Genomic DNA, 13,520 nt, shown 5'->3' on the forward strand with positions numbered 1-13,520 from the left:
CACGAAGTGCGAAGGGGGCTATGCGCTAGGGCGGGGCAATAGCCCCCTTCGCTCGCCAGACCGTCAGCCCTGCGCGGAAACCCTCCATCGGGTAGGCGGTTCCGGCTGCGGGTTGAAGCCGACGGTCGCGGACTTGTCGAGAATCGGGGGGTTGACGGCGACGGCGACCGGCTTGCCCGGAGGGTCCGGCTGCGGGTCGAAGGCCTGGGCGGTGCCCGAGGCCAGTCCCAGTCCGACCAGCGCGACGCCGCCGGACAGGAGGGCCTTGCCGACGAACTTCTTCGTGGTGCTCTTCATGGTGCTCCTTCCGTTGCTGTCGGCCGTGGGGGCCGCTACGGAAAGGGTGCGCCGGACGTCTTGGCGGATTCTTGGCGAGTCGTCGCGGGCTAATCGCCAGTACGCGTGAATGTTTCGTCGAAGTCCGTGGAGACGTTGCACGTCGACTTGGTCTGTTCGACGTGACCGTGCCCGGTGAGCTGCCTGATCGGATCTGTCGGCGGGTCGGGCAGCGGATACTTCCCGGTGTTCGTCATGTCAAAGGGCTTGCCGTCGTTGCAGAGTCCGTCCGACTTGGCGTCCAAGGTCCAAGTCCCACCGTCGAAGACCAGAGGCCGAAAGTCCGCCGCCGAGTGGAAGTAGCTCATGCACCGGTCGCCGGTGCGCACACAGTAGGTAGTGACCTCGTAGTCGCCCTGCAACTGTGGAAGCCCGTTCGCGAAGGTGCGCGTGCTGCGGTAGCGGCCGTACAACGCTTCGGCCGCCGACACCACCCGTGGCGACAACGTCGCCGGGTCGACGAGGTTCTCGACGTCGACGTCACCCGTGCGGGTGAACGTCATGCGCTGCGTGCCCGAGCAGGCATTGGCACTGGTTCCGGTGACGTCGCCGGTGAGCGTGCCATCGGGATTCGGCGCCAAGGTGAACACGTCCCACAGTTCGTCGGGAGCGTTTCGGCACTCGTCCGACGCCAGTGCTACGGCCACCCAGCGCCCGTCGATCTCGTCGAACTCCAGATTCGACACCGGTGGGCCGTCGCCGCCGAGGCGAAATGCCGTGGCCACGCACCCGTCAGCGCGGCACGTCGACCGCAAACCCCATGTCGCCGTCTGCGGCACGGCACCTTCGAGCGGTCCGCCATCGATCCGTTTGGCTGCGGTGTAGTCGACCCGGTAGGTACCGGTGAAGTGCGGCATGGTCGGCGCGGGAGTGGTGGAACTGGACGGCGCGGCCGTCGTCGAATCCCGGTGCTGTGTGAAGGTCACGATCGCGAAGATTCCCGCCGCGACCAGCAGCACGACACCCAACACTGCGCCGATCAGGATGGCCAAGGTCCGCCCCGACGTCCCTGCGGGTGCCGGTGGCATCGGCGGAGTCGGAGGCACGAAAGGCGGTGGTGCCGCGCCGATTGGATGTCGTCGACCCATCGGTTCGGTGAGTGCTTGTCGCGCTGCGGCGGCCATCTCGACGGTGCTTTGGTAGCGGTCGGCGGGCTTCTTGGCCAACCCGGTGGCGATCACCTCGTCCAACTCCGTTGGGACGGTGTCGCGTTCGGCGGAGGGCCTTGGCGGCGGCATCATCATGTGGGAGACCGCGACCTGCTCGAGCGTGGTGCCCGGGAAGGGCAGTTCGCCGGTGAGACATTGGTAGAGCACGCAGGCCAGCGCGTAGACGTCCGAGCCGGGCCCGACCTCACCGGTGTTGAACCGTTCGGGGGCCATGTAGGACCAGGTGCCGATGGTGGTGTTGGCGGACGTCAAGGCGGTGTCGCCAGTGCCGCGGGCGATGCCGAAGTCGATGAGGTAGGCGAAGTCGTCGCGCGACACCAGAATGTTGGACGGTTTGACGTCGCGGTGCACCAACCCGACCTGATGGGCGTCATTCAACGCCGACGCGATCTGCTCGACGATGTGCACCGCGCGCTCGGCAGGCAACGGCCCGGTGTTCAACAGGGTTTGCAGGTCGGTGCCGTTGATCAGCCGCATGGTCACGTAGAGCCGGCCGTCGATCTCGCCGACGTCGTGGATGGGAACGACGTGGGGATCGTCGAGGCGGGCCGCGGCGCGAGCCTCGCGGCGAAATCGCTTGTCGAACTCGGGATCCTGCGCGTAGTGGGGCAGCAGCATCTTCAGCGCGACGACCCGGTCGATGGAGGTGTCGTAGGCGCGCCAGACCTCGCCCATGCCTCCGCGGCCCAGCAACTCGAGCAGCTGGTAACGGCCGAACGGCGTCCCCTCCACGGCCTCACGATAACGATCAATCGCCGCACTCGTGGACACGAAGGCTAATCGCCGGTGCGCGTGAACGTTTCGTCGAAGTCGGTGATGATTGGGCAGGACCCAGTCTGTTCCTGATGGCCACGTCCGGAGAGCAGGGTGATCGGATCCTGCGGGGGCTGTGGCAGCGGAAATTGCGCGAAGACCTTTGCCTGAAGCGTGCCACCCTTGGGACACTCGTTCTCGAACTTTTGGTCGTCGGTCCAGTTCCCGTTGCTGAAGACCATCCCGAGGAGGAGGTCGGGTGAGGTGAAGAAGCTCATACAGCGATCGCCGGTGCGCAGGCAGTCCGTCCTGGCGGCGACGTCGGCCCCTTCCGAGCTCCCGTCGGCGTAGGTTCGCTGCAAGCGATAGCGACCATGAAGCGCTTGCGCCGGGGACGCCACGCGCGGCGGCAGGGCGGCCGGGTCGGGCACCGCGGCGGCGTCGACGTCGCCGGTGCGGGTGAACGTGACGGTTCGATCCTTGGTGCAGGAGTTGCTCGTTCGTCCTCGGAGATCACCGGTGAAGGTCCCGTCGGGCTGCTTTTTCAGCGTGATCGCCACCCAGAATTCGGCGGGAGCGTTGTCGCATTGATCCGAACCGAGCGCCACGGCCACCCAGCTTCCGTCGACCTCGTCGAAGACCAGGCTGGACACCACCGGGTTTTCACCGCTCAGGCGTGACGCCGTCGCCACGCACCCGTCGGGGCGACACACCGAGCGCACCCCCCACGTGGCCGTCTGCGGCGTGCCCGCCACCGGTCCACCAGCCGGCGGGATCGACGGGGTGAAGTCGGCCCGGTAGGTGCCGGTGAAGGGGCCTGGCGCGGCCGGGGCACTGGCTGCCGAGGTGGAGCCATGGAGCGTCCCCGGAGAGGCAACGGAAGGTGTGGTCGCGGTCGGTTCGTCGCGCTGTGAGAGCGTCACCGCCCCAAAGACGCCGCCGGCGACGATCAGCAACCCGACGGCCGCCAGAGCACCGATCAGACCACGCGGGCGCCGCCGTCCTGGCTGACCGGCGGTGGATGGGGTTACCAACGGCGGTACAGCCGGAGCTGCGATGAAGCGGGCGGGCTCGGTCGCCGGCGCCGTGCTCACGGGAATGGCGGGTTGTGTCTGCGCGGGGTCGGGATGCAACGGTCGGGCTACGCGCCGGCCCATTGGCTCCGTGATCGCTTGTCGCGCTGCGGCGGCCATCTCGACGGTGCTCTGGTAGCGATCGGTGGGCTTCTTGGCCAGCCCGGTGGCGATCACCTCGTCCAACGCCATCGGCACGGTGTCGCGTTCGGTCGACGGTCGCGGAGGTGGCATCACCATGTGGGAGACGGCGACCTGCTCGAGCGTGGTGCCCGGGAAGGGCAGTTCGCCTGTGAGGCATTGGTAGAGCACGCAGGCCAGCGCGTACACGTCGGAGCTCGGCTCGACGTCGCCGGTGCTGAACCGTTCAGGCGCCATGTAGGACCAGGTGCCGATGGTGGTGTTGGCGGACGTCAGGGTGGTGTCGCCGGTGCCGCGGGCGATGCCGAAGTCGATGAGGTAGGCAAAGTCGTTGCGGGACACCAGAATGTTGGACGGTTTGACGTCGCGGTGCACCAGGCCGACTTGATGGGCGTCGTTGAGTGCCGAGGCGATCTGCTCGACGATGTGCACCGCGCGCTCGTTGTCGAGTGGGCCGGCGTTCAACAGGGTTTGTAGGTCGGTGCCGTTGATCAGCCGCATGGTCACGTAGAGCCGGCCGTCGATCTCGCCGACGTCGTGGATGGGTACGACGTGGGGGTCGTCGAGCCGGGCCGCGGCGCGGGCCTCGCGGCGAAATCGCTTGTCGAACTCGGGATCCTGGGCGTAGTGCGGCAGCAGCATCTTCAGCGCGACCACTCGGTCGATGGAGGTGTCGTAGGCGCGCCAGACTTCGCCCATGCCTCCGCGGCCCAGCAGCTCGAGCAGCTGGTAGCGACCGAACGGCGTCCCCTCCACCGGCTTACGATAAACCGGCGAGCCCCCATGTCTGCGAGCGAACTGGGCAATCGTTGCGTTGGATGTACCAGCGGCGACACGCGCAACTAAATAACTTTCTCACTGTTGCCTAACGTCTGCCTCACCTCCATAATCAGCCCGTGTCCCAGTTGCTGAGCCGTATTCGTGGTCTTGCTGTTGCGCTTACGACAGTGTTTTCGATGCTGTCAATCCCGGTTGCCCTCGCGGAACCTCCGCAGGGCGGCGCCCAAATCACGGGCATCGAGCACGTCACTGACCGCTGGGACAAGGTCTCGGTCTACTCGCCGTCGATGAACAAGGTCGTCGTCAACGACGTCTTCAAGTCCCCAAGGTCGGGGTCGCCCACCTTCTACCTGCTGCCCGGCATCGACGGCGGTGACAACCTCGACCCAGGCGGCAACTTCGCCCCGGGCACCAAGAGCTGGTTCGGGTTCACCGATCTGCAGGGCTTCTTCGGCAACAAGAACGTCAACGTCGTCTCCCCGCTCGGCGGCCAGTTCAGCTGGTTCACAAACTGGGTCAACGACGGCAGCAAGCAGTACCAGACCTACATGACGCAGGAACTGCCGCCGCTGATCAACAAGGAGTACAAGACCAACGGCAGGAACGCGGTCGCCGGGTTGTCCAGCACGGGTGGCACCGCGGTCGACTACGCCATTCAGGTACCGGGGCTCTATCGGGCCGTCGGCTCCTACAGCGGTTTCCTGACCCCGAACTCGGGTGCCCAGAACGTTTCACTGACGCTTATGGGTGGCGGCGCGAGCGCCGACGCCATGTGGGGCCCCGCTGGCGGCCCGTTGTGGGTAGCGCACGACCCGTCGTTGAACGTCGCGAAGCTGAAGGGTGTCGCCGTCTGGGTCGGTGCCTCCGGCGGCGGGCAGGGCGACGTCGACAAGCTGCCCGCCGGCTCCAACAACTTCACCGGCGGGATGATCGAGGGCATCGTCGCGGACAGCACGAGGCAGTTCGCCGACGCCGCGGCGGCGGCCGGGGTACCGGTCACCTACGTGGTGCGGCCCGAGGGCTCCCACTCGTGGGGCCTGTTCGAGTCGGAGATGCAGGAGTCCTGGAACACCACCATCGGGCCGGCGCTCGGGGTCTAGTCGCTCTGGGCGAGATCGACGTCATGGTCGCGGTTTTCGGGCCCGACGTGCCAAGGCACAGCCCTGACGTGCACTTCGGCCTTGGCATCTGAGTCGTTGGTCGGCTGACGGCCCGCGCGGCGCCAAGAGCGCCAAGAAAGCGACAAGGATCCGCCAAGTGCCGATTGGGAGTCTCAACAGGACAACAACGTCCTGAAGGGAACTCCAATGTTCGGCTCGACCATCGTCCGCGACACTCGCGACTTGCTCCGCAGCAGTGGCGAGCTGAAGCGCGGCAGCGGAGTCATCACCAGCGCCACCGCGTTGGCGCTTGGCGCACTGTCGATGCTGGCCGTCCTGACCCTGCACTTCCCGCAGTTTCTGACCGCGCCCGAAACGCGGGCGGTGAACTCGCTCGGCGCCGTGCGGTACCTGCTGCTGGCCGCGCTGATCGGCGCCGGCATCCTCTCCATCGTCAACCTCGTTCGTGGGAAGCGGCGCAGCGTCAACGCACTCGCCCTCGGCCTGGTGGGCGTTGCCCTCCTGAGCGGCGGACCCTTCGTGACCGTCGGGAACGTCCCCCAGCACGTGCCGTACCTCGGCGTGGACTGGTTCCTCGTCGACCTGGTGCTGACCGGTGTGCTGCTCGCCCTGATCGAGAAGGCGATCCCAATGCGCAAGGCGCAGGCCCTCTTCCGTCGCGCGTGGCAGAACGACTTGGTGAACTTCGCCGCGAACCACTTCCTCCTTGGCGTGAGCGTGCTGACGGTGAACTTCTTGCTCTTCAACGTGTTTGGCTCGCTGATGCAGGGCGGCCTGCACGCCGTCGTCGGCGGCATTCCGTTCGTGCCCCAGGTGCTGCTGTGCATCTTCCTGGCCGACCTGGTGGACTACTGGACGCACCGCGCGTTCCACGAGGTGCCGTTCCTGTGGCGCTTCCACGCCATCCACCACAGTGCCAAGACCATGGACTGGTTAGCCGGCTCGCGCCTGCACCTGCTCGAACTGGTGACGACGCGCACGCTGGTGATGGTGCCCCTCTACGTGCTCGGCTTCGACAAGGCGGTGCTGGACACCCACGTCGTGCTCATCGCCATCCAGGGCACGCTGATCCACGCCAACGTTCGAATCCCCTACGGCCCGCTGCGCTACCTGCTGGTGACGCCGGAATCGCATCACTGGCACCATGCTTCGGACGAAGAGGCGATCGACAAGAACTACGCCGGACAGTTCGCCATCCTCGATCGCATCTTCGGCACCATGGTGAAGTCGGAGAAGCGGCTACCGGACAACTACGGCGTGGTGGGCGACTACGTGCCAGACGGCTTCGTCCGTCAGCAGCTGTTCCCGTTCTTCCCGTCGCGGCTCAAGAAGGTTGCGCCGCAGGCGAGCCCCGCTGTCGTGGCCGACGTCGACATCCCGCTTCGCACCGACCGCATCCGCCACGTCGGCAGCATCAACCTGCGTCCGCACGAGCACCTCTACCAAACCGGCGCCTGGAGGGCCTACACGGGACCGTGCGTGCTGGCCGGTGCCGAGCGAGCGGGATCGCTGCGACGACGCACGCCCGCCTACGCCTAGCTCTTCGCCGTCAGCGCTTACGGCGGTCGAACGCACGCGCCATCAGATGCCAGTACACGAGCGTCAGCGCCATCTGGACGCCGGTCGCAATGGCGGCGGTGCGCAGGTGACGACGCCGGGCGGCGATGAGCGCGACCATCGCGATCGCGCTGGTCGCCGCGCTGAGCACCATCGATGCGTCGCGCGGGCGGTCGAGGATCCACTGCTCCTCGCCGAGCATCGCGCGCGTCGCCCACGCCCGTTCATGGGACGGCTTTGGGAACAGCACGGGGTTGACCGCCAGCCAGCCTGCGACCAGCGCGGCATCGCGCCGGCGCCGCGTCCAGACCGGGACCAGCACCAACGGCGTACTCGCCCAACGAGTCCAGGCGCTCCACGGATTCGAGTGCCGGGCGAACATCGCACGCCGAAGACGTGCCACCGTGCTCGTTGAAGTGTCGGTCACCTGAGTGCACCTCTCAGTCGATGTGGATGACGTACGTGCCGTCCTTGTCGCGAGAAATCTCGTGCTCGTCGGTGTTGACCCAAACGTGCGGGGCATCCTGCTCGCCTAGGTACGCGTTCTGCACGCCGCCTCCCGGCTGCATGTACACCGCCCACTGTTGCCCCGACCCCAGCGTCGACACCGTGAGCACCTCGGTGCCGTCTGAGCGACGAATGGACAGCGTGTGGCCGCGCTGGTCCTCCTCGGACAGCTCCGCTTCGTCGTCTTCAAGCTCTGTCTCGCCGATCAACTCGGCGAGCTCGTCATCCGGGCTCAGCTCGTCGTCCTGCATGCGTCGCAGGGTACCGGGCCAGCTCGGTGCCACTGACCACGCTCAACGCCCTCATTCAGGGAGTGTCAAGGATCAGCCGAAGTAGATGTAAAGCATCAACCGACGTCAGACAACGCGGTAAGCGCCCCCGGCAGGAATCGAACCTGCGACCAACCGCTTAGAAGGCGGCTGCTCTATCCGCTGAGCTACGGGGGCAGCGCGTGCAGAGTGTATCGTCCGGCCCCTCCGGGACCCACCGCATAACCCCGGTATTGCCACCCGCGGCAACGGGCCGCGGACTAGCGTGGAGGCGAGCAAGTGGCGGCCACGGGAGGAGGAGCGCAAGCATGAACGACGTCCCCGAAGTGGACGCGGCCGGACTTCCCGAAGAACTCAGCGCCGTCGACCAGCTGTTGCATCGCGGCGAGGCCAACCCCCGCACCCGCTCGGGGATCATGGGCGTGGAACTGCTCGACACCACCCCGGATTGGGAGCGCTTCCGCGCCCGCTTCGAGCACGCCTCGCGCAAGGTGCTCAGGCTGCGTCAGAAGGTGGTCATGCCGACGCTGCCGACGGCCGCGCCGCGCTGGGTCGTCGACCCCGATTTCAACCTCGACTTCCACGTCCGCCGCATCCGCGTACCCGAGCCAGGCACGCTGCGGGAGGTCATCGACCTCGCCGAGTTGTCGGTGCAGTCGCCGATGGACATCTCCAGGCCGCTGTGGACGGCGACGCTCGTCGAAGGGCTTGCCGGTGGGCGCGCCGCGACCATCCTGCATCTGAGCCACGCGGTGACCGACGGTGTCGGTGGCGTGGAGATGTTCGCCAGCATCTACGACCTGGAGCGGGACCCGCCGCGGCCACGTGACGCGCCGCTGCCCATTCCGCAGGACCTGTCGCCCAATGATCTGATGCGCGAAGGGATTAGCAAACTCCCGGGCTCCATCGCAGGCGGTCTGCTCGGCGCGCTCGGGGGAGCGGCGCACGTGCTCGGCCGTGTCGTCCGCGATCCGGTCTCGGCGGTCGGCGGAGTCGTCGACTACGCCCGATCCGGGGCCCGGGTCATGGGTCCGGTATCCGAGCCGTCCCCGCTGCTGCGGCGACGCAGCCTGTCGTCGCGCAGCGAGGCCATCGACATCAAGCTCAGCGACCTGCACAAGGCGGCCAAGGCCGCTGGCGGCTCCATCAATGACGCCTACCTGGCTGGGCTGTGCGGCGCGCTGCGGCTGTACCACGAAGCGAAGGGCATGCCCGTCGAGACCGTGCCCATGGCGGTCCCGGTCAATCTGCGTTCCAGTGACGATCCGTCCGGCGGCAATCGCTTCGCGGGCGTCAACCTGGCTGCGCCGGTGGGCGTCGTCGATCCGGCCACGCGAATCCTCAAGGTGCGCAAGCAGATGATGCAGAAACGCGAGGAACGCGCCATCGACATGGTCGGCGCCGTCGCGCCCGTGCTGAGCCTGCTTCCCGACAGCTTCCTCGAATCGGTGGCTGGGTCGATCGTCGCCTCCGACGTGCAAGCCAGCAACGTTCCGATGTACCAGGGAGACACGTTCATCGCGGGCGCGAAGATACTGCGGCACTACGGAATTGGCCCGCTGCCAGGCGTGGCGATGATGGCGGTCCTGATGTCCCGCGCCGGTTACTGCACCATCACCACCCGTTACGACCGGGCGTCGGTCACCGACTCCGCTCTGTTCGCGCGGTGCCTGCTGTCCGGTTTCGATGAGGTGCTTGCCCTCGGCGGCGACGGGCGCGCCGCCCCGGCATCCTTCACGGTGGACGCCGTCGAAACCATCACCTCGTCGAATGGGAGTGCGCCGCAATGAGTTCGCAGAATGGGCAGCCCAAGGGCACCCTTCGCCTCCCGGGCTCGGTGGCCGAGATCAAGGCCAGCCCGGAAGGCCCGGAGATCGGCGCCTTCTTCGACCTCGACGGAACCTTGGTGGCTGGGTTCACCGGCGTGCTCATGACGCAGGACCGGCTGCGCCGCGGCCAGATGAGCGTCGGCGAGTTCATCGGCATGGTCCAGGCCGGCCTCAACCACCAGCTCGGCCGCTCGGAATTCGAGGACCTCATCGGCAAGGGTGCCCGCATGCTGCACGGCAACTCGCTGAGCGATCTCGACGAGCTCGGCGAGCGGCTGTTCGTCCAACACGTGCAGAAACGCATCTACCCCGAGATGCGCGACATGGTTCGTGCGCACATGGCCCGGGGGCACACCGTCGTACTGAGCTCGTCTGCGCTGACCGTGCAAGTGGACCCGGTCGCAAAGTTCTTGGGCATCGCCAACGTGCTCAGCAACAAGTTCGAGAGCGACGACGACGGGCTCATCACCGGCGAGGTGCAGCGGCCGGTCATCTGGGGGCCGGGCAAGGCGCGCGCGGTCCAGGCCTTCGCCGCCAAGAACGGCGTCGACCTCGCGAAGAGTTACTTCTACGCCGACGGCGACGAGGACGTCGCGCTGATGTACCTGGTCGGCAATCCCCGGCCGACCAACCCCGCCGGCAAGATGGAAGCCGTTGCCATCAAACGGGGTTGGCCCGTGCTGCGGTTCTCCAGCCGCAGCGGCAACAGTCCGGTGGCGCAGATACGCACCGCCGCGGGCATCGCCTCCATGGTGCCCGCCGCGGCGGGAGCAATCGGCCTCGGCCTGCTGACGCGCAACCGCAGGGTCGGCGTCAACTTCTTCACGTCGACGTGGAGTCGGCTGCTGATGGCGTCGATCGGCATCGACCTCAACGTGCTCGGCAAGGAGAACCTCACTGCGCAGCGGCCCGCAGTGTTCATCTTCAACCACCGCAACCAGGCCGACCCTATGATCGCGGGCCGGCTCGTCAGCGACAACTTCACCTCCGTCGGCAAGAAGGAGTTGGAGAAGGATCCGCTGATGGGCACCATCGGCAAGATGATGGATGCAGCGTTCATCGACCGCGACGATCCCAAGGCGGCGGTCGAGAGTCTGCACAAGATGGAAGAGCTTGCCCGCAAGGGTTTGTCGATCCTCATCGCCCCCGAAGGCACCCGACTGGACACCACCGAGGTCGGAGAGTTCAAGAAGGGGCCGTTCCGCATCGCGATGGCGACCGGCATTCCGATCGTGCCGATCGTCATCCGCAACGCCGAGGTGATCGCGGAGCGGAACTCCAGCACGTTCAGCGCAGGAACGGTCGACGTCGCCGTGTTCCCGCCAATTCCGGTGGACGACTGGACCACCGAGAACCTGTCCGACCGCATCGCGGAGGTCCGCCAGCTGTACCTCGACACGCTGAGGGACTGGCCGCACGACGTCCTGCCCGACGCCCCGCCGTACGCGCGTGTGAAGAAGGCGCGCAAACCCGTCATCAAGACGACGCCGGCCAAGAAGGCTCCGGTCAAGAAAGCAGCCACCAAGACCACGAGCAAGGCCGCGGCCAAGACACCGGCGAAGAAGACTGCCGCCAAGGCGAACCCGGCCAAGGCGACGCGCACCACGAAGGGGCGTCCGTGAAGGCAAGAGCCGACGAATTCGCCAGCTTCGCGCCGACCGGCGACGCCCTGGTGCTGGCCTCGGTCGGATCCCCCGCCGAGCAGGAACTGCTCAACGACTGGCTGCAGCAGCAACGCGGCAAACATCCCGAGTCCCGCATCGAGGTCCTAGAGCTCCCCAGCGACGACGACCCGTCGCCCGCGACGCTGGCCCGCCTGGTCGGGCTGCTCGAAGCCGACGAGGACCGGTCCGTCGTCCCGGTCCGGGTGTTCTGGGTGCCCGGCGGGCTGCCGACGCGCTTCAAGGTGGTCGCGCTGCTCTCGGGCCGCGACACCTACTGCCCCCCGCAGCTCCTGCAGCACCGCATCCTCAAGAAGGATCCGTCACGCGCCAGGGTGGTGGCCGGTGAGCCTGCCAAGATCTCGGAGTTGCGGCAGAACTGGAGCGACACCACCGTCGCCGAGAACCCCAGGGAATTCGCGCGTTTCGTGATGAGACGGGCCGCGCTGGCGATCGAGCGCGTCGAGCTGAGGTTGCTCGGCCCCGAGTACAAGTCACCCCGGTTGGTGAAGCCCGAGATGTTGGCATCCGCGCGGTTTCGGGAGGGCCTCGAGCAGATCCCCGGCGCCACCGTCGACATGGCCGGCGCCATGCTCGATGAGCTCTCGACGGGCTGGAGCCGGTTCTCCGTCGATCTGATCCCGTCGCTGGGCCGGGCGATCTTCAGCCGCGGCTTCGACCCCAACGTCGACTACGACCGCGACGAGGTCGAGGCGATGCGGCGCTCGCTGGAGCACCACCCCGCCGTGCTGCTGTTCTCCCACCGCTCTTACCTCGACGGCGTGATCGTGCCCGTTGCGATGCAGGAGAATCGGCTGCCGCCGGTCCACACGTTCGCGGGCATCAACCTGTCCTTCGGCTTCATGGGCCCGCTGATGCGCCACTCGGGCGTCATCTTCCTGCGCCGCAAGCTCGACGATCCGCTGTACAAATACGTGCTGCGGCAGTTCGTCGGGTACATCGTCGAGAAGCGATTCAACCTCAGCTGGTCCATCGAGGGCACCCGGTCGCGGACCGGAAAGATGTTGCCGCCCAAGCTGGGTCTGCTCGCCTACGTCGCCGACGCGTACCTCGACGGACGCAGTGACGACATCCTCTTGCAACCCGTGTCGATCAGCTTCGACCAGCTGCACGAGACCGCCGAGTACGCGGCCTACGCGCGCGGTGGCGAGAAGACGCCCGAGGGACTGTCCTGGATGTACAAGTTCATCAAGGCCCAAGGCGAACGCAATTACGGCAAGATCTACGTCCGCTTCCCGGAAGCGGTGTCGATGCGCGAGCACCTTGGCGAGCCGCACGGCCCGATGACAGGCGACGACGCCGCCAAACGCCTTGCGCTTCAGAAGATGGCGTTCGAAGTAGCCTGGCGCATCTTGCGGGCCACCCCGGTCAACGCGACCGCACTGGTGTCGGCGCTGCTGCTCACCGCGCGCGGCGTCGCGCTGACCCTCGACCAGCTTCACCACACGCTGCAGGACTCGCTGGACTACCTGACGCGCAAGCAGACCCCGATGACCAACAGCGCGTTGCGGCTACGTACTCCCGACGGCGTGCGGGCGGCCGTCGATGCGATGTCGGGTGGACACCCGGTCACCCGGGTGGACGGCGGCCGAGAACCGGTGTGGCTCATCGCCCCTCAGGACGAGCACGAGGCGGCGTTTTATCGCAACACGCTCATCGACGCCTTCCTGGAGACGTCCATCGTCGACCTCGCCCTCGCGCATGCCGTCCGGTCCGACGGCGATCGGCTCGAGGTGTTCTGGACGCAGGCGATGCGGTTGCGCGACCTACTCAAGTTCGACTTCTACTTCGCCGACTCGGCTGCCTTCCGCGAACACATCGCGGAGGAGATGTCCTGGTTCGACGACTGGGAAAGCCACGTCGCCGCAGGCGGTGAACGGATCGACGCACTGCTGCGGGCCAAGCGGCCCCTGATCGCCGGAGCGATGCTGCGCCCGTTCTTCGAGGCGTACGAGATCGTCGCCGACGTGCTGCGCGACGCGCCCGCGGAGATCAACGAGAAGGACCTCACCGAACTCGCGCTGGGCGTCGGTCGTCAGTACGCCGCGCAGGACCGCATCCACAGCACCGAAGCCGTGTCGGCGCTGCTATTCGCCACCGCGCGCCAGGTGGCCGCCGACCAGCACCTGCTCGAGCCGGCGGCCGACCTCGCCGAACGCCGCGCGGCGTTCGTCGCCGAACTCCGCGGCGTGCTGGGCGACATGGGCAAGGTCGAACGCATCTCACGTCAGCAGTTCGCCGAGCGGGAACTGGCGAGACGGTCGCAGAGCACCGTGTGATGGCCCGGTCCGTGCAGCGCCCTA

At 67.0% G+C, this 13,520-nt stretch carries 10 protein-coding genes and 1 tRNA gene; 5 read left to right on the forward strand and 6 right to left on the reverse strand.

Annotated features, from left to right (window positions below; all coding sequences use genetic code 11):
- Positions 1-63: 63 nt before the first annotated feature.
- From SLQ33_RS22910 to SLQ33_RS22920, 3 genes are all read right to left on the reverse strand, one after another.
- Complete coding sequence (locus SLQ33_RS22910) at positions 64-297, reverse strand: hypothetical protein (RefSeq protein ID WP_319456165.1); 234 nt, start codon at positions 295-297, stop codon at positions 64-66.
- A gap of 89 nt (positions 298-386) precedes the next feature.
- Positions 387-2,237: a serine/threonine-protein kinase gene (locus SLQ33_RS22915; RefSeq protein ID WP_319456166.1), complete on the reverse strand. Its 1,851-nt coding sequence runs from the start codon at positions 2,235-2,237 to the stop codon at positions 387-389.
- 44 nt (positions 2,238-2,281) lie between these two features.
- Entirely contained in the window at positions 2,282-4,228 is a 1,947-nt protein-coding gene (locus tag SLQ33_RS22920) for a serine/threonine-protein kinase (protein ID WP_319456167.1), read from the reverse strand.
- Between the two features lie 200 nt (positions 4,229-4,428).
- Here SLQ33_RS22920 and SLQ33_RS22925 point away from each other — a divergent pair, with 200 nt between their 5' ends.
- Both SLQ33_RS22925 and SLQ33_RS22930 read left to right on the forward strand, forming a co-directional pair.
- Positions 4,429-5,352: an alpha/beta hydrolase family protein gene (locus SLQ33_RS22925; RefSeq protein ID WP_319456168.1), complete on the forward strand. Its 924-nt coding sequence runs from the start codon at positions 4,429-4,431 to the stop codon at positions 5,350-5,352.
- Between the two features lie 207 nt (positions 5,353-5,559).
- Entirely contained in the window at positions 5,560-6,912 is a 1,353-nt protein-coding gene (locus tag SLQ33_RS22930) for a sterol desaturase family protein (RefSeq protein ID WP_319456169.1), read from the forward strand.
- Between the two features lie 10 nt (positions 6,913-6,922).
- Here the strand turns inward: SLQ33_RS22930 and SLQ33_RS22935 are convergent, their stop codons facing one another.
- The 3 genes from SLQ33_RS22935 to SLQ33_RS22945 form a co-directional block, all read right to left on the reverse strand.
- Positions 6,923-7,357, reverse strand: coding sequence for a DUF6653 family protein (locus SLQ33_RS22935; protein ID WP_319456170.1), 435 nt, complete (start codon positions 7,355-7,357; stop codon positions 6,923-6,925).
- 13 nt (positions 7,358-7,370) lie between these two features.
- A complete protein-coding gene (locus SLQ33_RS22940) occupies positions 7,371-7,688 on the reverse strand; it encodes a hypothetical protein (protein ID WP_319456171.1) in 318 nt (105 codons plus the stop codon).
- Positions 7,689-7,810: 122 nt separating this feature from the next.
- A tRNA-Arg gene (locus SLQ33_RS22945) sits at positions 7,811-7,883 on the reverse strand.
- Positions 7,884-8,014: 131 nt separating this feature from the next.
- Here SLQ33_RS22945 and SLQ33_RS22950 point away from each other — a divergent pair.
- The 3 genes from SLQ33_RS22950 to SLQ33_RS22960 are packed head-to-tail and all read left to right on the forward strand — an operon-like array spanning position 8,015 to position 13,496.
- Positions 8,015-9,496, forward strand: coding sequence for a wax ester/triacylglycerol synthase family O-acyltransferase (locus tag SLQ33_RS22950; RefSeq protein WP_319456172.1), 1,482 nt, complete (start codon positions 8,015-8,017; stop codon positions 9,494-9,496).
- On the forward strand, positions 9,493-11,157 hold the full coding sequence (locus SLQ33_RS22955) for an HAD-IB family hydrolase (protein ID WP_319456173.1): 1,665 nt from the start codon (positions 9,493-9,495) through the stop codon (positions 11,155-11,157). The genes SLQ33_RS22950 and SLQ33_RS22955 overlap by 4 nt, the downstream gene beginning before the upstream one ends.
- On the forward strand, positions 11,154-13,496 hold the full coding sequence (locus SLQ33_RS22960) for a glycerol-3-phosphate 1-O-acyltransferase (RefSeq protein ID WP_319456174.1): 2,343 nt from the start codon (positions 11,154-11,156) through the stop codon (positions 13,494-13,496). The genes SLQ33_RS22955 and SLQ33_RS22960 overlap by 4 nt, the downstream gene beginning before the upstream one ends.
- Positions 13,497-13,520 lie beyond the last annotated feature (24 nt).

Origin of the sequence: Mycobacterium sp. RTGN6 (genome assembly GCF_033804605.1) — a bacterium.
GTDB lineage: Bacteria > Actinomycetota > Actinomycetes > Mycobacteriales > Mycobacteriaceae > Mycobacterium.

Coding starts and splice junctions, on each gene's coding strand:
- SLQ33_RS22955 (WP_319456173.1), top strand. CDS start 9,493: ATGAGTTCGCAGAATGGGCAGCCCAAGGGCACCCTTCGCCTCCCGGGC.
- SLQ33_RS22910 (WP_319456165.1), bottom strand. CDS start 297: ATGAAGAGCACCACGAAGAAGTTCGTCGGCAAGGCCCTCCTGTCCGGC.
- SLQ33_RS22930 (WP_319456169.1), top strand. CDS start 5,560: ATGTTCGGCTCGACCATCGTCCGCGACACTCGCGACTTGCTCCGCAGC.
- SLQ33_RS22925 (WP_319456168.1), top strand. CDS start 4,429: ATGCTGTCAATCCCGGTTGCCCTCGCGGAACCTCCGCAGGGCGGCGCC.
- SLQ33_RS22940 (WP_319456171.1), bottom strand. CDS start 7,688: ATGCAGGACGACGAGCTGAGCCCGGATGACGAGCTCGCCGAGTTGATC.
- SLQ33_RS22950 (WP_319456172.1), top strand. CDS start 8,015: ATGAACGACGTCCCCGAAGTGGACGCGGCCGGACTTCCCGAAGAACTC.